The following is a 19,067-nucleotide window of genomic DNA, read 5'->3' on the forward strand; positions in this document are numbered from 1 at the left end:
CGCTTAGAAGCCGAGGCGCCCAAGCTGCTTGGGATCGCGCTGCCAGTCTTTGGCGACTTTCACGTGCAGGTCAAGGTACACCTTGGTGCCCAGCAGCTTCTCAATGCCCTGGCGCGCATTGGAACCGACTTCACGCAGGCGCGAACCGCCACGGCCGATCACGATGGCCTTCTGGCTTGAACGCTCCACGAACAGCGAGACGTGGATATCGATCATTGGGTTGTTCTCTGGCCGGCCCTCGCGAGGAATCATCTCTTCGACCACCACGGCCAGCGAGTGCGGCAGCTCGTCACGCACACCTTCCAATGCGGCCTCGCGGATCAGTTCGGCCACCATTTTGGCCTCGGGCTCGTCGGTCAGCTCTCCGTCTGGGTATAGCGGCGGCCCCTTGGGCAGCTGCTCAACCAGGACGTTGGCGACCTCCTGGACCTGGAATTCCTTCACCGCAGAAACCGGGATGATGGCGGCAAAGCCATTTTCGCCGAAGTTCTGGGTGCCCATTTCGGCGACCGCGATCAATTGCTGGGCGAGCTGTTCGCGGTCCACCAGATCCGCCTTGGTGACCAAGGCGACAATCGGCTTGCGCTGCAATTGGGCCAGCTGGGTGGCGATGAACCGGTCGCCGGGGCCGATCTTTTCGTTGGCCGGAATGCAGAAGCCAATGGCGTCGACTTCCGAGAGGGTGTCTGCCACCAGGTCATTGAGCCGCTGTCCCAGCAGGGTGCGCGGGCGGTGCAGTCCCGGGGTGTCGACCAGGATCAGCTGCGCATCTTCGCGGTGCACAATACCGCGAATGGTGTGGCGGGTGGTTTGCGGCTTGGCCGAGGTGATGGCCACCTTCTGGCCCACCAGCGCATTGGTCAGCGTTGACTTGCCGGCGTTCGGCCGTCCTACGAAGGAGGTGAATCCCGATCGGAAATTCTCCGGCCATCCGCTGGCGGCTAGCAGGTTATGGTTTTCGCTCATGTGAGGAATCCTCGTCGTTCTCAATATGGTCGGATGCGTCCGTTTCCAGGCGCTCTACATGGATTTTGCCGATCCGGTTGCGTCGGCCGGCCAGGGAGACCACGGTCAGCCTCAGGCCGTTGACATCGGCGGTGGACCCGAGCACCGGCACCGATTCCAGGGTCTTGGAGAGCAAACCGCCAACGGTGTCGACGTCTTCCTCTTCAATATGCATGTCAAAATGGTCAGCGATGTCATCGATGGCAGCAGTGGCTACCGCAAACAGGGAGCCATCAGGGTTCTCGATCAGCTCGGTCCTTGACCGATCATACTCGTCATCGATCTCTCCGACGATTTCCTCCAGCAGGTCCTCGAGGGTGACCAGACCGGCAGTTCCACCGTACTCGTCAATGACAACGGCCAGGTGGATCGATTCTTTCTGCAGTTCCTGCAGGAGCTCAGCAGCAGATTTGGATTCCGGGACGAAGCGGACCTTGCGTGCCAGATCTGCCAAGGTCTCGGCCTGCTGCAGCCCATGGATCTCGCGAATGAGGTCCTTGAGGTAGATGATGCCCTGGATATCGTCCGTGTCCTCGCCGATCAGGGGGATGCGCGAATAGCCAGAGGCGATGAACAGGTCGATGGCGCTATGCATGCTCTGTTCAGCGGTGAGCACCACCATATCGGTGCGCGGCACCATCACGGACCGGACACTGGTTTCCTCCAGATCGATGACCGAGGAAATCAGTTCGGCTGATTCCTCATCAAGATCTTCGCCTTCCGAGGCGCGGTCTACCAGGTCCCTCAGGCGCTCCTTGCCCAGATATCCGACTTCGTCCACTCCGCCGGGGCTCAATGCCTTGGCAATGGACGCCAGCCAGTTGGTGACCGGGCCGAGCACAATGCGCAGCAGCCGGACCATCGGTGCGGTATTCTGCACCACGTTTTCCGCGTTGGAGCGGCCGAAACGCCGAGGCGATACGCTCACCAGCACAAAGCCCAGGCCAGCCATGGCAATAGTCGAAATGAGTCCGATCAGCCAGACATTTTCAATCCATTGGGCGACCAGCAGGGCGACGGCCACTGCGGAAGCGGTTTCGAACCAGATGCGCCAGAACTTGATAGCCTGGGCGTGGGTTTCGGTTTCGTCGAGAATCGCGGAGAGCGACTTCGAATTGGATTCGGCGCGCAAGCGTTCTGCTGCGTGGCGGGATAGTGCGTAGAACGCTGAGTCTGCGGCTGTCAGCACGGCGGAAAATGCCATGAAGACCAGTGCGAGAATCAGCAAGAGTATTTCCACGGGGCTATTCCACCGTTTCCTTCGGTGCCGGGCGACCGGTGTAGGCCTCCAGCAGGCGGCGTTGCAAAGTGAACATCTCCGTTTTTTCGTCGGGTTCCATATGGTCGAAGCCCATGAGATGCAACAGGCCATGCGTTGTCAGCAACAGGATTTCATCATGGGTGCTGTGCCCGCCGGCCTTGGCTTGGGCTTCGGCTACCGTCGGGCAGATCACGATATCGCCGAGAATGCCGTTCTCTCCCGGTGCGCTGGCGGATCCCGGGCGCAGCTCATCCATGGGGAAGCTCATGACATCGGTGGGACCTTCAAGGTCCATCCACTCAACGTGCAGTGCACTCATGGCCTCTTCGTCGATGAATACCACCGACACCTCGGTTTCAGGGTGCAGGTACATGGCCTTGAGCACCGAGTCGGCCAGGGCGCTGACGTCCTGGAGGTCGACGTCGTATTCGGTTTCGTTATTTACTTCAATGCTCATTTGCTGCGCCGTCCCCGGTTGTGTCCTTTGCGTCGTGTATCGTCCCAGCGGTCATAGGCGGACACGATGTCAGCGATCAGGCGATGGCGGACCACATCTGATGCGTCGAGCCGGCAGACGGCGATGTCATCGATCCCTTCAAGCACGTCGCTGGCCATGCGCAGCCCGGAGGTTGCGTTGTTGGGAAGATCGACCTGGGTGATATCGCCGGTCACGACCATCTTCGAGCCGAAGCCCAAACGGGTCAGGAACATCTTCATCTGCTCGCTGGTGGTGTTCTGCGCTTCGTCGAGAATGACGAAGGCATCGTTCAGGGTGCGCCCGCGCATATATGCCAGGGGCGCTACCTCGATGGTTCCCGCTTCAAGCAGCTGCGGAATGGTCTCAGGATTAACCATGTCGTGCAGCGCATCGTAGAGCGGACGCAGGTACGGGTCGATTTTTTCCGTTAGCGAGCCGGGCAGGAAGCCCAGCTTCTCCCCCGCTTCAACTGCAGGCCGAGTCAGGATAATCCGGTTGACCTGCTTGTCCTGCAAGGCGGCGACTGCCATGGCCATGGCCAAGAAGGTCTTGCCAGTGCCTGCAGGCCCGATGCCGAAGGTAATGGTCGACTCTTCGATGGCATCGACGTAGCTTTTCTGGTTAACCGTCTTGGGGCGAATGGAACGGCCGCGGCCAGAGAGGATCTTCAGCCCCAGAACATCGGTGGGCGCGTCGGGGTTCCCGGCGCTGAGCATCTTGATGATCTGCTCGATGGTCTCCGCGCTCATGCGTGAACCGCGCATCGCCAGCGATCGTGCTTCTTCGGCCACCCGCTGCGCCTTGCGGACCTGTTGCGGGTTTCCTGCCAGCACAAGGGCTTGGCCATTAGGCCGGAAACTCACCTGCGGGTAGGCGCCGGAGAGGATTCGCAAGAGCTCATCATTCGGGCCCAAGGTAGCAATCATGAGTTCAGCTGTATCAAAACTAATGGTGAGCGATGCGGACTCCGAGTCCGCTTGCGTTTTATTCTGTTCAACCTGCATGCAGTGCTTGGTGCCCCTTTGGTGAGCTTGATGGTGGTGTTGCTTTATCCTTGGTTCCATTCTATCCAGTCATCGGGTTTTCCGGTGGAAATTCAGGCCTGAGCGTAAGAGCAGAACCTGAAAGTAGTCTTAAATGAATCTATTTCCAGCAGGTCGCGAAGATATAGATTTGGTTACGGATTAGCAAGTGGGGCCGATTTCGGGCAGATCGCGGCAACTCGTATGGCAAGCTATGACAGCGGCTCCAAAATGTTTTGCGAGCCCAAAACCGAAAAAGTTTCACGGATTGGTATGTAGTGCAGTCAAGGTTCTTGCAGAAAATTCCGCGCCGAATTGGCGTTGTCGGAATTGCTGCCGCCCTCGTGATCGCCGCTGGTTGCGGCCTAAGCAATCGCGAGAGCTCCTTTGAGATGCCTTACAGCGCAAACGCCGAGTCCTTGAACCTGCCTAGTGCCACCGACGCTGGTGAACAGATCGGCATGGCAACCAAGCTGCCGATCTACTGGCTGGAAAATACGGATACCGGAGTGTTCTTGTATCGCGAGTATCTGCCGGATAACCGCCACAATGAACCGGTCGGCGACGCCATCTGGACCTTGCTGACCGCAGAGCCTGCCGGACCGCATCGCTACACGCATCTGGGCGCATCCGACGAAATCGGCGTCTCGATGAGCAGCACCAACGTGATCACCTTGGATTTGCCCGCCAAGGTCTTCAGCGCACATCTCGATGAAGGCCTCTCGGAACGCTCGATCCAGCAGCTGGTCTTCACGGCAACGGCTGCAGCCTCTAGTTCCGGCCTTCTGGTGGGCCAATCTGCTCCGACGGTAAAAATCCTTGTTGATGGCCAGCCGAATGCTGAAGTTTTTGACGGGTATCGGCTGAAAGACGTTTATGAGCGCAACCCCAAGTTCATGGCGCCGATCTGGATCGTGGATCCGCAGTACGGAACTGTACTGGCAGAAGGCAAAGTGCGGATCAATGGACGAACGACCAAATTTGATATTGGAACTTTCTACTCCCTGCAGAAAAAAGACGCCGACGGCAAACTCACGGTGATCACCGCGCAGAAGCAGGTGATCCCCGGAAAAATTGAAAAAAATGGCGCGTTCAGCATCAGCGAGCGGCTCTCCCCCGGTTCCTACAGGCTCACTTTCTGGGGCATGGAAACCGAATCGGATGCAAAAGTCGGCGAAGTGACTTCGGTCTTCACGGTTAAATAACCGGCGCTCGAACCGCTTTATTTTTCGCAAGTAACCAAAAATTCGCGGGAACCTTTCACAAGGTGCCCGCGAATAGCCATACTAGTCAGATTTCTCCAAGCAAATGCCGGATCAATACCAGCGCTGCCGGTCCTGCAGTGGAAGCCCGCAATACGTGCTGGCCCAACAAGGCGGCATGCGCTCCAGCATCGGTGAATGACTTCAGCTCCGAATCGGAGATTCCCCCTTCGGGGCCGACGATCATCACAACCTTCTGCCCCTGCTCCGCCCCGGCAAGCCAGCCAGTGACATGCGCTGCCACCGGTTGCGTGGCCTGCTCGTGCAGCACCAGAACCAGTGCCCCAGCCTGGACATCCTCAGCAACAGCCTTCGCTAGTTCCTTGGAATGAGCCGGTGCCAAAACCTCGGGTTCGAAAGCGCGACGCGATTGCTTCTGGGCTGAGCGGACCTGGGCCCGCCATTTGGCCAGGGCCTTATCCGCCTTGGCAGCATTCCAGCGCACGATCGACCGGTCAGCTTGCCACGGGCGCACGGCAAGCACTCCAAGCTCCACCGCTGACTCGACGGCTTGCAAATCACGTTCGCCCTTGGACAGCGCCTGCACCAAGGTGACCGGATGGTCGCTGCCCGTTTCCTGGATGCATTCGAGCACCCTGGCGCGCAGCAGATCCTTGCCGGTGCCCAGCACTTCGACAGTAAGGCGAAGGCCCTGGCCGTCGAGCAAGTCCAGGTACTCACCTGCTGCGACTCGTTTGACTGTCGCCGCGTGATGGGCCTCAGGACCGGAGAGCTCCAAGGTTTCCCCCGGCACTGAGTTTCGTGCCAGTTCGGTGTCGATGACGAAGCTGTGGTTGCTCATGCTCAGCGCTGGTTCAGCTTGTCGCGCAGCCGGGAGAACATGCCGCCTGAATGCTCAACGCGTCCAGCGGTCATTTCCTCGCCACGCAGCTTGGCCAGCTGCTCGAGCAGATCGCGCTGTGCAGCGTCCAGCTTGGTCGGGGTCTCCACCTGAAGATGCACGATGATGTCGCCGCGCTTGCCACCACGAAGGCGTGGCACGCCCAGACCTGGCAAGGTGACGGTGTCGCCGTCTTGCGCACCGGCTTCCACATTGATCGGCTGTTCGCCGTCGAAGGTTTCCAGCTTGAGCTCGCAACCCAGTGCGGCTGCGGTCATCGGGAGGCTCATCTTGGCGTGCAGGTCGGTCTGCGCGCGTTCGAAGACCTTGTGGCGGCGCACGTCGACCTCGACAAACAGGTTGCCATTCGGTCCACCGCCGGGGCCTGCTTCGCCCTGGCCGCGCAGCTGGATGCGGGTGCCCGAATCGACACCTGCTGGAACATTCAGCGACTTCGAGACATGCTCGCGCACGCGTCCTTCGCCGTTGCACTCCAAGCAGGGGTCCGGAATGGTCGTGCCGAATCCTCGGCAGGCCGCACACGTCTCCACCGTCATCATCTGGCCGAGGAAGGAGCGGACCGGCCGCTGCACTTGTCCGGCGCCGTGGCAGATATCGCAGGTGACCGGGCTGGTGCCCTCACGGGTGCACGTGCCGTTGCAGGTCTTGCAGGTGACTGCGGTTTCCATTTCCAGCGGGTAGACGGTGCCCTTGACTGCGTCTTCCAAGTCGATCGTGATGGTGATCAGCGCGTCGCGGCCCGGCTGGGTACGGGATGACGGGCCCTGGGCCTGGCCGCCGCCGAAGAACTGCTCGAAGATGTCGCCGAACCCGCCGAAGCCCTGGCCGCCGCCGCCGCCAAAGCCTGGGTGGCCGTTGCCGTTCTCATCGCCAGTTGCATCGTAGTTCGAGCGCTTGGTCTGGTCGGAAAGAACCTCGTAAGCGCGGGTCACAAGCTTAAACTGCTCTGCGGCGTCCTCGCTTGGATTCACATCCGGGTGCAGTTTGCGTGCCAGCTTTCGGTAGGCACTCTTGATTTCCTGAGGGGTCGCGTCCTTGGCAACGCCCAGGGTCTCGTAATGCGAGCTCACGTTATTCGCCGTGTCCTTTCCTAAAAATGCAAAATTCAAAAAATGCTAAGCGTATCGCCAGCGTAGCTAGTGCGCCAAAATCTTTGACAGGTAGCGGGCTACTGCCCGCACCGAGGCCATCGATGTTGGATAGTTCATGCGGGTCGGGCCGAGCACGCCAAGCTTGTTGCGCACGTCGGCACCGTAGGTCGTGGCAATCACCGCGGCCTCCGAGAGCTGCCCGTAGTGATGCTCGGTGCCGATGGCCACCGCCACGCCGCGCGAGTCGGCCTCCAGCTCGGAGAAGAGCTTGAGCAGCACGACCTGTTCTTCGAGGGCTTCGAGCACCGGGGTGATGGTCAGCGGGAAGTCGCCTTCCACGCGGGCCAAGTTGGCTGTTCCAGACATGATGATGCGCTGGGTATTGGCTGCCTGGGCCATTTCTTCCAAGGCATGCAATACGCTGTCCACCAATGGCTCGGATTGCTGCTGCGGGTTCAGCCCGGCGCGGGTCAGCTTGCCGCTCAGATCGGCGAGCTGGACTCCCTCGAAACTATTGAGCAGCCACAGCTTCAGGTCGGCCAATTCGGCATCTGAGTACAAGCGCGCAACGGCCATCATGCGCTGGTCAACGGTGCCGTTGGAGGCAATCATGACCATCAGCACCTGGGAGCTGCCCAAGCTGAGCAGTTCGAGGTTCTTCAGCGACGCGGTGTCGTAGTGCGGCACTTGGATCATCGCCACCTGATTGGTCAGTCTGGCCAAGAGCCGGACAGTGCTCTTAAGCATCTCATCCAGGTCGGTGGAGTCATCCAGGATCTTGTTGATGGCATCGCGTTCGGCCCTGGACAGCGGCTTGAGCTCGCCAATCTCATCGACAAAACGGCGGTAGCCCTTTTCGGTCGGAATACGCCCCGATGAGGTGTGAGGGGCAGCGATCAGGCCCTCTTCTTCCAGCAAGGCCATGTCATTTCGGATCGTGGCCGCACTGACGCCAAGATTGTGCCGATCGAGCAGCGCCTTGGAACCAACCGGTTCACGCGACTGGACGTAGTCTTCCACGATGGCGCGCAAAACATCCAAACGCCGAAGCTCACTCACAACGCCACCTCCTTGGCATCCCTATCAGAAGGGTTTGGCACTCTAACCTGTCAAGTGCCAAGTCTAATACGTTCAGCGGTTGCTAGCATTGGATTTCGAGCGTATTCGATCACAGCGAAAGGCAGTACGTGGCTAATTACTCCTGGGGACCGCAAGATCTCAGTGCCCCGGCACAGAAAAAACTCCGCCAGGTACCCATCGAACGCGGCATGGTTCTGGAAGACGCCACCTCAGGCTGGGTTGGCGAAGTCATGCGTACCGAGAAGTCCGGCGGCATGCGCATCATCGTGCTGGAGGACCGCCATGGCAAGACGCGCTCGTTCCAGGCCGGTTTCGGATTCTATCTCGAAGGCGAACCCGTCGAGATGGTTGATCCGGTAGCCAAGGCCGCGCAGCCCAAGACCATGGTCTCGGCATCCGGCTCCCGGGCGGTCACCGGATTGAAGGCCCGTCAGGCACGTGCCAGCCGCATATGGGTGGAAGGCAAGCACGATGCGGAACTCGTGGAAAAGGTTTGGGGCCACGACCTGCGTGTTGAGGGGATCGTTGTTGAACCACTGCACGGTGTTGACGACTTGGCCGGAGCCATCCGCGATTTTGCCCCGTCCCCGGAACGCCGCCTTGGCATCCTCGTTGACCACCTCGTGGCCGGCACCAAAGAGGCCCATATTGCCGCCGAGGCCATGAAGGTCCCCGGCGCAGCACAGAACGTCCTGATTCTCGGGCACCCGTATATCGACGTTTGGCAAGCGATCAAGCCCGCGACGCTCGGAATCAAGGCCTGGCCTGTCATCCCCAAGGGCACCGACTGGAAAACCGGTGTGCTCCGCGCCTTTGGCTGGCCGCACGAAACTGCCGAGGATATCGGTATCGGATGGCAGCGGATCCTGTCCACGGTTTCGCATTATGGGCAGCTGGAACCACAGCTTTTGGGAAGAATAGAAGAATTGATCGATTTTCTGACCACCGAAGATTACGGTTTCCTAACAATTGACCAATAGCTGGACTTTAGCCCGGTAAACCAGCCTCTGCGTGAACCGAGCCAGCTATGATGGAGAAGAAAACCAGCCACAGCAAGACAAGGGAAAATAGTGACTTCACGCCAGACGCAGTCATCGGAGAATTCGCGCTTCGAAGGATCGCGAACCGCTGCGTTGCCGCTGACTCCAACCGAGGACCGGCAATGGTCGACCATGGCCCACTTCGGCGCCATTCTCGGCTGCATTCCGTCTGCCATTATTTTTGCGGTTTTTCGTGACCGAGGCGCATTCACCGCCCAGGAATCCAAGGAAGCCTTCAACTTCACTTTCCCGCTCACGATCCTGGCGATCGCGCTGAACGTATGCACGATCCTGCCCGGCATCGGCTGGCTCTTCTCCGTGCTTGCCGTGGCCCTGTGGGTCACGATGACAGTATCGGGCGCCCTTGCCGCCATTCAGGCCAACAAGGGACGCCCCTACCGCTACAAGTTCAATCTTCGCCTGATGAAGTAGCAGTTCTACCCAGGTCTAGAAATCGAGCAATTCTCGCACCACGAGGTCGGCTAGCAGCCGGCCTCGTTGCGTTAACACCAAGGTGCCAGCAAAAGCCGCCTTGGCATCAATCAGTTCATCAGCAATCAGCCCCGCGACCTTGGTGCGCCCGGTGGCATCGAGCTCACTGATTTGCATGCCGGAACTCAGGCGGGTCAACAGCATCGTTCGCTCCAGCTGGACAGCCTGGGCATCGGGGTACTCTCGGCCGTGTCCGGGTGAGATCCCTGCGTCAATGCGCTGCTGATACGCAGCTGGATGCTTCACATTCCACCAGCGCAGGCCGCCGACGTGCGAATGCGCGCCAGGTCCTGCACCCCACCAGTCGCCGCCCTTCCAGTACGCAATATTGTGCTGGCAAGCGTTGGCTGGAGTCTTGGCCCAATTGCTCACTTCGTACCAAGAGAAACCGGCGGCAGCGAACATCTCATCAGCCATCTGGTATTTCTCGGCATGGTCGTCATCGTCGATATTGGGAACCTCGCCACGGCGGATTTGCGCAGCAAGCTTGGTTCCCTCTTCGATGATCAGCGCATAGGCGGAAATATGGTCCGGCTCGTAGCTCAGCGCCGCTTCGATGCTCATGCGCCAATCTTCCAGGCTCTCCCCCGGAGTGCCGTAGATCAGATCGACACTGACATCAAGGCCGGCTTCGCGAGCCCATGCCACAGCCTGGGGTACCCGCTTGGGATCATGGGTTCGTTCTAGGACCTTGAGCACATGGGGCACAGCAGACTGCATCCCGAAGGAAACACGGGTGAATCCGCCGTCGGCCAGTTCTTGCAAGCTCTCGCGGGTCACCGAATCGGGGTTGGCCTCGGTGGTGATTTCCGCACCCGGCTTCAGGCCGAAGTCCCGGCGAATCTGACCGAGCACCGATACCAAGTCACCGGCGGGCAATAGCGTCGGAGTGCCGCCGCCAAAGAAGACGGTTTCAATTTCCCGGTGCGGCTGGCCCGAGCGGTCCATCACCTCGCGGGCAAAGCTGATTTCCTTGTTCACCGTGGCAGCATAGGTCGCCTGGCTCGAACCCGAACCCAGCTCGGTGGCGGTGTACGTGTTGAAATCGCAGTAGCCGCAGCGCACCGTGCAGAACGGAATATGGACATAAAAGGACATGGTCCGCCCCTGGGCCTCATGCGCGCATGAGGCCGGGAGCAGACCATCGGCCGGAGCCGGATCGCCGTCAGGCAGTACTGATGGCATTTACTTCTTTTTCGGCTCGTCGGTGGACAGGGCTGCGATGAAGGCTTCCTGCGGAACTTCCACGCGGCCAACCATCTTCATGCGCTTCTTGCCTTCCTTCTGCTTCTCCAGCAGCTTGCGCTTGCGGCTGATATCGCCGCCGTAGCATTTGGCAAGAACGTCCTTGCGGATTGCGCGGATGTTCTCGCGGGCAATGATGCGCGAACCGATTGCAGCCTGGATCGGCACCTCGAACTGCTGGCGGGGAATCAATTCGCGTAGCTTGCCGGTCATCATGGTGCCATAGGCGTAGGCCTTGTCCCGGTGGGTGATCGCGGAAAACGCATCCACCTGGTCGCCCTGCAACAAGATGTCGACCTTGACCAGGTCGGCAACCTGCTCGCCATCGGCCTTCCAGTCCAGCGAGGCGTAGCCGCGGGTCTTGGACTTGAGCTGGTCGAAGAAGTCGAACACGATTTCAGCCAACGGCAAGTGGTAGCGCATCTCCACGCGGTCCTCGGAAAGGTAGTCCATGCCTCGCATGGTGCCGCGCCGGGTCTGGCACAATTCCATGACCGCGCCGATGAATTCACTCGGAGCAAGAATGGTGGCGGCCACCATCGGCTCGTGCACTTCCAGGATCTTTCCGTCCGGGAACTCCGAAGGGTTGGTCACGGTGATCATCTGCTTGTCTTCGCCCATGACTTCGTACACCACGTTCGGCGCGGTGGAAATCAAATCCAGGTTGAACTCGGACTCCAGGCGCTGCCGGGTGATTTCCAGGTGCAATAGGCCCAAGAAGCCCACGCGGAAGCCGAAGCCCAGGGCGACAGACGTTTCCGGCTCGTAGGTCAGGGCGGCGTCGTTGAGCTGCAGCTTGTCCAGCGCGTCACGCAGTACCGGGTAATCGGTGCCGTCCATCGGGTACAGGCCCGAGAACACCATTGGCTTGGCTTCTTCGTAGCCGCCCAATGACTTGCTGGCAGGCTTCAGGTAGTTGGTGACGGTATCGCCCACCTTGGACTGGCGGACGTCCTTGACGCCGGTGATCAGATAGCCCACTTCGCCAACGCCCAGGCCCTTGGTGGGCTCCGGGTTTGGCGAGGATACGCCGATTTCCAGCAGTTCGTGGGTGGTGCCGGTGGACATCATTTGGATCTTCTCGCGAGGAGACAGCTTGCCATCCACGACACGTACATAGGTCACCACACCGCGGTAGGTGTCGTACACCGAGTCGAAGATCATGGCGCGCGCTGGCGCTTTGGCATCGCCGACAGGCGGTGGAAGCTGCTTGATGACCTCATCGAGCAGCGCCTCGACGCCTTCGCCGGTCTTGCCCGAAACCTTGAGCACCTCATCTGGCTCGCAGCCAATCAGGTTGGCCAGTTCGGCGGCGTATTTTTCAGGCTGCGCGTTGGGAAGGTCAATCTTGTTCAGCACCGGGATGATGGTCAAGTCGCCCTCAATAGCGAGGTACAGGTTTGCGAGGGTCTGGGCCTCGATCCCCTGGGCAGCGTCGACCAGCAGGATGGCGCCTTCGCAAGCGGCCAGGGAACGCGACACTTCGTAGGTGAAGTCGACGTGACCCGGGGTGTCGATCATGTTCAGCGCGTAGGCGGTCCCATCTTCGGACTCCCATGGCATGCGAACCGCCTGGGACTTAATGGTGATGCCGCGTTCGCGCTCAATATCCATGCGATCCAGATATTGGGCCTTCATGTCGCGGGCCGAGACAACGCCGGTCAACTGCAGCATGCGGTCGGCCAGGGTCGACTTGCCATGGTCGATATGGGCGATGATGCAGAAGTTACGGATAAGCGACGGATCGGTCGCGGCAGGCACCTGAGCGGTGCGGGCCAATGGAGACACCTAAACAGACCTCACTAGCTGACTAAAAGACGTAGTTGGATTAGCCTCCATTCTGTCATGGTTTCCGAGTCATCACGTATTTCAGCCATCGGCAGCTGGTAGTTTGTCGTTCATGGCAGTGAATCCAGAGAAGATACTTAGACTCGTGATGCGCGTGTTCAAGCAGATCAATGCGACACGCTCTCGCACCGCAGGAAAGAGCAGCGCCGGGAATTCTGGCTCGCGGAGCAACCCTGGTGCCTCGTCTGGGCGCGCGAGCAACGCCGGCGCATCGGCTGCGGGCGGTTACCCGGGCGATTTCCGCGGGACGATCAACTACGAGTACCAGCCATCATTGGACGGCAACGCCGATCCGGGCGAAATCGTCTGGGGCTGGGTGCCGTACGAAGAGGACCACTCCCAGGGCAAGGACCGTCCGGTGCTGATTGTCGGTCGAGACAGCGGGTGGCTTCTTGGCCTCATGCTTACGAGCAAGGACAAGAACACCTCAAACCACCAGAATCCTGACTACATGGATATTGGAACCGGGAGTTGGGATCGGGAACGGCGTCCCAGCGAAGTGAAGCTGGATCGCATCATTCGCCTGAATGACCAGTCCATTCGCCGCGAGGGGGCCATCTTGGACCGGGAACGCTTCTCAAATGTGGTGAACGCCCTAAACGAACGAGCCTAAGTACTCGTTGTTTGGCCCCGTGTCTGATAAAGTTAATCCTTGTGTGTTGCGCAGGTTGGGCAACACGCCCCCTTCGGGTCGCCATAGGTGCCCCACACCGCTCAGTCGATGGCCTGAAGGATGAACCCTCTACCGACCGTATAAAACGATAAACGAGAGAGTTTATTAAAGTGGCTAACATCAAGTCCCAGAAGAAGCGTATCCTGACCAACGAAAAGGCACGTCTGCGTAACGTAGCTGTCCGTTCCGAGGTTAAGACCGTAATCCGCAACGTCAACGAGGCAGTAGCCTCCGGTGACAAGGATAAGGCAACCGAGGCATTGCGCCTGGCTGGCAAGAAGCTCGACAAGGCTGTAAGCAAGGGTGTTCTGCACAAGAACAACGCTGCAAACCGCAAGTCGGCAATTGCCAAGAAGGTTAGCGCCCTCTAAGCCAAGCTTAGACTTCATCATCTCCCCCGCATCCATTGGGTGCGGGGGTTTTGTGTTGCCAGCGGCAGTGGTACAGGAGATGGCCGTTGAATCGGCCCTGGCTTTTCGGCGAGGTAATCCGATGCTCAATGCCGGGTGTTACTGCGGACCGGAATCTCCTGTTGCTTTGAGCGCTGATCGATGAACCAGGCCGCTGCCCACCGAACTGCCAAGTTGAGCGCAACAGCCGGAGCCAGCCATGCCGGGCCCTGCGGTGCAGAACACGTTGGCAGGCTCCGGCCAGATCCCGGAACTTCTGCTTATATAGCGTCAGCTGTTGTACGAGTTGGCGAAACCAGTTGCGATGCGAGTGCCATTGGTGACGGCTGGCGGCGCGTCGGGAGTTGATTTGCTGACGTAGTAAAGCCACACATCGCCGGCCTTTGTGGTGGCGAGCAGCGGAGCGGTTCGTGTCCGATTTCCATTGGCATCAGTGCAGTTTCCAACGGAGAAGGAAACGAAGTTCTGCCACGTGGAGGAGCGAACAACTTTTGAGGACCATTTCGTCGGCGTTGCCCGAGGAATGGTGTATTCCAGCAACCGGCCGTCCGAGGCGTTGGACAGGAAAATATCCGCTTGGTCGCCGTTGGACAGGGTCTTGGTCATCCAGTAGCTGAATCCCTTCAACGGCCACCAGCCGCGAGGGGAAACTTGGACCCTGCCGAACATGTTGGCGGTCGCTTGCGACTGCGTGTATCGATAAAGTGCACCCTGATCGGTGATGGCGTAGGTGTAGGTGACACCGGTGACAGAGTCGTACTTGTCGGTCACCACAACGTCCGTCATGGTTCGAATTCCAGCCCACGTGTTATTGACTACGGTTGATTCATAGCCGTCTACCACATAGAGAGTGCCGTCGGGATTGGTCGCATACAACAGGGAATCATAGCCATTTTTCTTGACGAGCGCTTTCGGATTGAATCCCAAGTTCGTGTGCTGGACTGGATTCAAATTGACGAAGGCGTCCACGCCTTGACCACCTTCATTCGAGCCGGGCCAGTAGGCGTATTGCACTCCCCTGAGAAGGCCGGGGAACTCTGGATCCCCGCGCTTCATGTCTGCGTTGCAGGTCAGTCCCGCCGGGCCTTCGGGTGCAGGCTCGTAGGCCGAGGCGGGGGCGGACAGGGTTGCGGCCAGTGCAAGAGCTGACAATGCTCCAGCAGCGATTTTTGCGAGTGATCGTCGATTAATCATGCTGTTAGTATAAACGGCGCTGCAGGAAACTGCGGACTTCAGCATCGACTTTTTATGCAACGACTAGAAGATTGCGTGGTGGGTCCAAGTTTGCTGGCGCACTACGCCAGCGCATCTCCAGGGCATCGCACGGGGCATTGTTCTATCTTTTTGGTGCTTTTTCGGAAATGAACAGGATGGCATGCTCCAGGGCGTAGCCTGGCGATCGGCTTCCGCCCTTGACCATCCGGTCCGTGTTCGCGATTTCTTCAATGCACAGGGCCAGGTCGCTGCGTTTCCAGCCGCGAGCTTGTTGCTGCGCTTGCTGAACTTGCCACGGGGCCATCCCCAGCTCGGAGGCCATCGTCGCAGCTGGCTCATTCACCCCGAGAACCTTGGCGAGCTGGCGCACTTTCATTGCCAGGGTCGCCACAATGGGAATCGGATCCGTTCCGGTACCCAGTGAATGCCTCAACGTTCGCAGAGCGGCCTGTGCATTGCCGGAAATTGCGGCATCAGCGACTTTAAAAGCCGTCGCCTCGACGCGGCCGCCGTAGTAGCGATCAACCATGTCCTGGTCAATCGTGCCTGTAGTGTCCTGAATGAGCTGCGAGCAGCTCGAGCCAAGCTCGGCCAAAGAGTTGCCTACGGCAGCGACGAGGGCTTTCATCGCGTCGTTCGTGATCCGGCGCTTCGCTGCCTTCATTTCTGCCTGGACGAAGTCGATCTTCTCCGCGTCTTTTTTCACCGGTTGGCAATTCACGATCAATGCGCCAGCCGCTTTAATCGCATCAATGAGCTTCTTGCCACGGGTACCACCCGAGTAATGCATGATCAAGACATTTTCGGGCGCTTGGTCCTTGAGATAACTGGTGGCATCTTTCAGGAAGTACTCGTTCATCTGGGCGAGCTCGTGAACTTCCACCAGGTTGGCGCTGGAGAACAACGAGGAACTGGTAGCCAGCAAAAGCTCCCCCGGCTCATATTTGGATGCGTCGAGCCGTGTGACCTCGATATCCTCACGCTGAGAGGCTTGCGAACGGAGCAGCTCGAAAGCTCGGGACGCCAGGTAATCTTCTGAACCGGTGAGCAAAATCAGCGGTTGCGGCGTGAGTTCTCGCCATGAGATCCCTGGATTGGCTTGGGCGCGTGCCATCGAGCTCCTTAGTGCTTCGGTCGATATATCGATCCTACCGAACTGGCGAACCCATGGCAGTACTCAGAACCCCTTGCTCGGTAAATGTGAGAAGCACCGTACCTGACTGGTCAGTCCTGAAGACTCGGGCTCCAACCTCTTGAGCGGCCCGTAGGGTTTCCGGATGCGGATGGCCATAGGAATTGTCCTTGCCCGCAGAAACCAAGAGCACTTGGGGCGATATGGATTTGATGATCTGAGTTCCGCCATTTCGGGCTCCGTGATGCGAGGCCTTGAGAATCGCGGCAGGCGACTGCGGGTTCTTGCGCAGCAGCGCGGCCATGGCCTCGGTCTCCATGTCTCCGGCGGAAAAATAGTCGATGTCCCCATTGTGCGTATGGAACGTAAAACGGATCACGAGCGACGTGTCATTGGGTTCCGCGCTCCTTGCCGCCACGGTCTCCGGACCGATCACGTGATAGTCCACGGTTCCGAAGTCCTGGCCACCTCCCTGCTCGACCACTTGGGCCCCGGGCCACCGGTCGATTTCGAAACCGGCAGAGACCAGCCGCTGGCCAATTTTGATGCCTGACTCCTCCACGGCTTCGATTCCTCCTAAATGGTCGGCGTGGGAATGGGTAACAAAGATGATGGGCAGCGCGGTGATATTCAGCCTGCGCAGGCACTGGACGACGTTTCCGTCCGGAGGACCTGCATCTATCAGCCATCCCTGGTTCTCCCCCACATTGATAACGACGGCGTCACCTTGGCCGACATCGCACATGGCGATATTCCAGTTGGTGCCAACCGGTGCGCGATAAAACATCGTCGCCGGCACGATCAATGCCGCGGCAAAGACGAGGACAGCGCCGAGTATGCCTAATGAAACCTGTCGCACGCGAACATGTTCTGTCTCGCGCCCCGCGATCAAGAGGATGCAAAGCACGGCAGCCAGCATGATGGCCAGGACAATTCCAAAGGCGCCAGCAGGCCATGGCCTGGCCGCACCCGGCAGGCCAGCGGAAAACTGCGCGATGCGGCCAATGAGCTCGGCTGGGAGCCCCGGGATCCACAGCAGGGCATGGGCCACGGACGGCAATGGGGTGCAAAGCAGCAAACACGCCATCCCGACCGCGGTAACCAACGGGAGCAATGGTGCAACCAGCAGATTTGCGGGCAATGAATAGAGGCTGAAATTGCTGTTCAACGCAATAACCACCGGCAGGCAGGTAAATTGTGCTGCGCAGCAAATAGCAGTCAGTTCAGCCAGCCACGAAGGCAGGAATTGCCCAAAAATTTCGGTGAGCGCCGGTGTCAGCATGATGATGCCAAGGGTGGCCAGGACCGACAGGGCAAAAGCCGGTTCGGCTCCCAGTCCCGGATCAATCAGCAGCAAGATGGTCGCGCTCAAAGACAGGATCCCCAACGAGGCCTGGCCCCGGCCGGCGAGCAGCGAGAGGACTGCAATGCTGCCCATCAAGCTTGCTCTCAGGACGCTGGGATCCGGCCCGACGAACCAGGTGAAAAGCCACACTGCGCCAATCATCAACAACGTGCTTGGCGCCCTGGGAATCTGGAACAGCCGAAGCAGGGCCAGGGCGATTGCGGCCAGCAATGCAATATTTGATCCGCTGACCGCAGTGAGGTGGCTCAGGCCGCTGGTCTTCATCGCATCAGACAATGCCTCGTCCTGGCCTTCTCGATCGCCATAGAGCATGCCCGGCAGCAGGGCCCGGGCATTGCCCGGCAAATGGTTGAGGGCCAGCGAAAACCGCTGCTTCAAATGATCGGCAGCGTTCGGTTCGGCCTCGGAAAGCACCTTCGGTTCGCTGGCCGCCCGCGCCCACCAGTTGAAGGATCCGGCATCCGCCGGGTCAAGGCTGACAACGCTCTCGAAGGAAGCGGCATGATCCGGCAGCGGGTACGGCACGCTCAAATACACCGGTATCTCGCATTGCACCCACGCATCATCCTGCCAGTAGCGCTCGATTGTTGCCTTGCCCTTCCGCACTCCTTCCGGGTCAGGCGCCCCGGGCTGCTCAAAACTGAGCACTGCGCGGCGCTGATGCTCCTGGTCCTCGGGGAGAACGCATTCGGTCCGGGTCAAGCCCAGCGAGGCCACCGCCAGCAACCCAAGCAGGAAAACGATGGGGCCGGTGAACCACGGTGCGGCCTGTGCGCCGTCATGGCGTTCTCGAAGCAAGAGGGCCAGCAGCAGTGCCAACAGGCCAATGAACACCCAGAGCAGCAGCCCAGGCATGGTGAAGTAGGCGGCGATCCAGGCCCCTGCGAGCAGCCACAGGCCGCGAAAGTCGGTGTTCATGGGACCACCAATTCGGTGAGCTTTTCCAGCATGGCCGGGCCGATCCCGGACACCGCGTCAAGTTCCGCGACCGAGGCGAATGGGCCGTTTTCGGTCCGGAAGTCGATGATCCGCTCGGCCAAGGCAGGGCCGATGCCGGGGAGCTCCTGCAGCGTTTGCGCGTCGGCAGTGCTGATCGAGATTTTCGCTGCCTCGGTGGGCGCCGGGGCGTTCTGCCCTGTGGCAGCGCTGCTGCCGCCGGGCAGGATCACTTGCTGGCCATCTACGAGCTTGGCAGCCAGATTGACCAGCTCGGGGTGGGCATCCTTGGCCAGGCCGCCAGCCTTTTTCACCGCGTCGGTGATGCGCGAGCCTTCTGGCAGGTCATAGACGCCGGGCTTCTTGACCGCTCCAACAACATGCACGGTCACCTGCGGTCCGGGCCGGTGGCCCGGGCTGGACGGGCTTCCGGCCGGGGCGCTGCTGCTCGAGGGCCCGGATTCAAGGGGAATCGCCGCCAATTGCTCGCTGGCCGGCGGCGGAGCCAAAAGTATCGAGATGCCGATCCAGCCGAGCACGATCAGGACCAGGGCAAGCACCGCCACGCGCGAGATTGCAAACCTGACACGACCGGGGCGTGGCGCGTACTTGCTGAAAAAATCGTGGCGGCCCATGCGCCACAGTATGG

Annotated in this window: 18 protein-coding genes; 5 read left to right on the top strand and 13 right to left on the bottom strand. The window is 59.7% G+C overall.

What is annotated here, in order from left to right:
- Positions 1-3: 3 nt before the first annotated feature.
- From era to AC6CHO_RS04925, 4 genes are read right to left on the bottom strand one after another with little or no spacing between them, the layout of a single operon-like run.
- On the bottom strand, positions 4-966 hold the full coding sequence (gene era / locus AC6CHO_RS04910; RefSeq protein ID WP_060701628.1) for a GTPase Era: 963 nt from the start codon (positions 964-966) through the stop codon (positions 4-6).
- On the bottom strand, positions 950-2,245 hold the full coding sequence (locus tag AC6CHO_RS04915; RefSeq protein ID WP_498213973.1) for a hemolysin family protein: 1,296 nt from the start codon (positions 2,243-2,245) through the stop codon (positions 950-952). Before AC6CHO_RS04915 ends, era begins: the two co-directional genes overlap by 17 nt.
- A gap of 4 nt (positions 2,246-2,249) precedes the next feature.
- A complete protein-coding gene (gene ybeY, locus AC6CHO_RS04920; RefSeq protein ID WP_060701629.1) occupies positions 2,250-2,723 on the bottom strand; it encodes an rRNA maturation RNase YbeY in 474 nt (157 codons plus the stop codon).
- Complete coding sequence (locus AC6CHO_RS04925) at positions 2,720-3,748, bottom strand: PhoH family protein (protein ID WP_498213974.1); 1,029 nt, start codon at positions 3,746-3,748, stop codon at positions 2,720-2,722. The genes ybeY and AC6CHO_RS04925 overlap by 4 nt, the downstream gene beginning before the upstream one ends.
- A gap of 311 nt (positions 3,749-4,059) precedes the next feature.
- On the opposite strand from AC6CHO_RS04925, the gene AC6CHO_RS04930 reads away from it, so the two are divergent.
- Positions 4,060-4,971: a GerMN domain-containing protein gene (locus tag AC6CHO_RS04930; RefSeq protein WP_498213975.1), complete on the top strand. Its 912-nt coding sequence runs from the start codon at positions 4,060-4,062 to the stop codon at positions 4,969-4,971.
- 85 nt (positions 4,972-5,056) lie between these two features.
- Here the strand turns inward: AC6CHO_RS04930 and AC6CHO_RS04935 are convergent, their stop codons facing one another.
- From AC6CHO_RS04935 to hrcA, 3 genes are all read right to left on the bottom strand, one after another.
- Complete coding sequence (locus AC6CHO_RS04935; protein WP_498213976.1) at positions 5,057-5,830, bottom strand: 16S rRNA (uracil(1498)-N(3))-methyltransferase; 774 nt, start codon at positions 5,828-5,830, stop codon at positions 5,057-5,059.
- Between the two features lie 2 nt (positions 5,831-5,832).
- Complete coding sequence (dnaJ, locus tag AC6CHO_RS04940; protein WP_498213977.1) at positions 5,833-6,960, bottom strand: molecular chaperone DnaJ; 1,128 nt, start codon at positions 6,958-6,960, stop codon at positions 5,833-5,835.
- Positions 6,961-7,026: 66 nt separating this feature from the next.
- Entirely contained in the window at positions 7,027-8,040 is a 1,014-nt protein-coding gene (hrcA, locus tag AC6CHO_RS04945; protein WP_060701634.1) for a heat-inducible transcriptional repressor HrcA, read from the bottom strand.
- A 128-nt stretch (positions 8,041-8,168) separates the two neighbouring features.
- On the opposite strand from hrcA, the gene AC6CHO_RS04950 reads away from it, so the two are divergent.
- Positions 8,169-9,041, top strand: coding sequence for a DUF3097 domain-containing protein (locus tag AC6CHO_RS04950; protein ID WP_498213979.1), 873 nt, complete (start codon positions 8,169-8,171; stop codon positions 9,039-9,041).
- A 90-nt stretch (positions 9,042-9,131) separates the two neighbouring features.
- Positions 9,132-9,533, top strand: coding sequence for a DUF4870 domain-containing protein (locus AC6CHO_RS04955; protein ID WP_444663839.1), 402 nt, complete (start codon positions 9,132-9,134; stop codon positions 9,531-9,533).
- A 15-nt stretch (positions 9,534-9,548) separates the two neighbouring features.
- Here AC6CHO_RS04955 and hemW read toward each other — a convergent pair whose 3' ends face one another.
- Both hemW and lepA read right to left on the bottom strand, forming a co-directional pair.
- Complete coding sequence (gene hemW / locus AC6CHO_RS04960; protein WP_444663837.1) at positions 9,549-10,778, bottom strand: radical SAM family heme chaperone HemW; 1,230 nt, start codon at positions 10,776-10,778, stop codon at positions 9,549-9,551.
- The gene (gene lepA / locus AC6CHO_RS04965; RefSeq protein ID WP_498213980.1) at positions 10,779-12,626 is read right to left on the bottom strand and encodes a translation elongation factor 4; all 1,848 of its coding nucleotides are present in this window, start codon (positions 12,624-12,626) and stop codon (positions 10,779-10,781) included.
- A gap of 112 nt (positions 12,627-12,738) precedes the next feature.
- On the opposite strand from lepA, the gene AC6CHO_RS04970 reads away from it, so the two are divergent.
- Both AC6CHO_RS04970 and rpsT read left to right on the top strand, forming a co-directional pair.
- Positions 12,739-13,299, top strand: a complete 561-nt coding sequence (locus AC6CHO_RS04970) for a type II toxin-antitoxin system PemK/MazF family toxin (protein ID WP_444663833.1) — start codon at positions 12,739-12,741, stop codon at positions 13,297-13,299.
- 170 nt (positions 13,300-13,469) lie between these two features.
- Positions 13,470-13,730 carry a 30S ribosomal protein S20 gene (gene rpsT / locus AC6CHO_RS04975; protein ID WP_334123499.1) on the top strand — a complete coding sequence of 87 codons (261 nt, stop codon included), beginning with the start codon at positions 13,470-13,472 and terminating at the stop codon, positions 13,728-13,730.
- 309 nt (positions 13,731-14,039) lie between these two features.
- Here the strand turns inward: rpsT and AC6CHO_RS04980 are convergent, their stop codons facing one another.
- The 4 genes from AC6CHO_RS04980 to AC6CHO_RS04995 all read right to left on the bottom strand — a co-directional run bounded on the left by AC6CHO_RS04980 (position 14,040) and on the right by AC6CHO_RS04995 (position 19,053).
- The gene (locus AC6CHO_RS04980) at positions 14,040-14,963 is read right to left on the bottom strand and encodes a hypothetical protein (protein WP_498213981.1); all 924 of its coding nucleotides are present in this window, start codon (positions 14,961-14,963) and stop codon (positions 14,040-14,042) included.
- A 142-nt stretch (positions 14,964-15,105) separates the two neighbouring features.
- On the bottom strand, positions 15,106-16,098 hold the full coding sequence (gene holA / locus AC6CHO_RS04985) for a DNA polymerase III subunit delta (RefSeq protein ID WP_498213982.1): 993 nt from the start codon (positions 16,096-16,098) through the stop codon (positions 15,106-15,108).
- Between the two features lie 34 nt (positions 16,099-16,132).
- Positions 16,133-18,400: a ComEC/Rec2 family competence protein gene (locus tag AC6CHO_RS04990; RefSeq protein WP_498213984.1), complete on the bottom strand. Its 2,268-nt coding sequence runs from the start codon at positions 18,398-18,400 to the stop codon at positions 16,133-16,135.
- A complete protein-coding gene (locus AC6CHO_RS04995; RefSeq protein ID WP_498213985.1) occupies positions 18,397-19,053 on the bottom strand; it encodes a helix-hairpin-helix domain-containing protein in 657 nt (218 codons plus the stop codon). Before AC6CHO_RS04995 ends, AC6CHO_RS04990 begins: the two co-directional genes overlap by 4 nt.
- Between the last annotated feature and the right edge of the window lie 14 nt (positions 19,054-19,067).

The organism is Glutamicibacter sp. GQ173 (assembly GCF_059759215.1).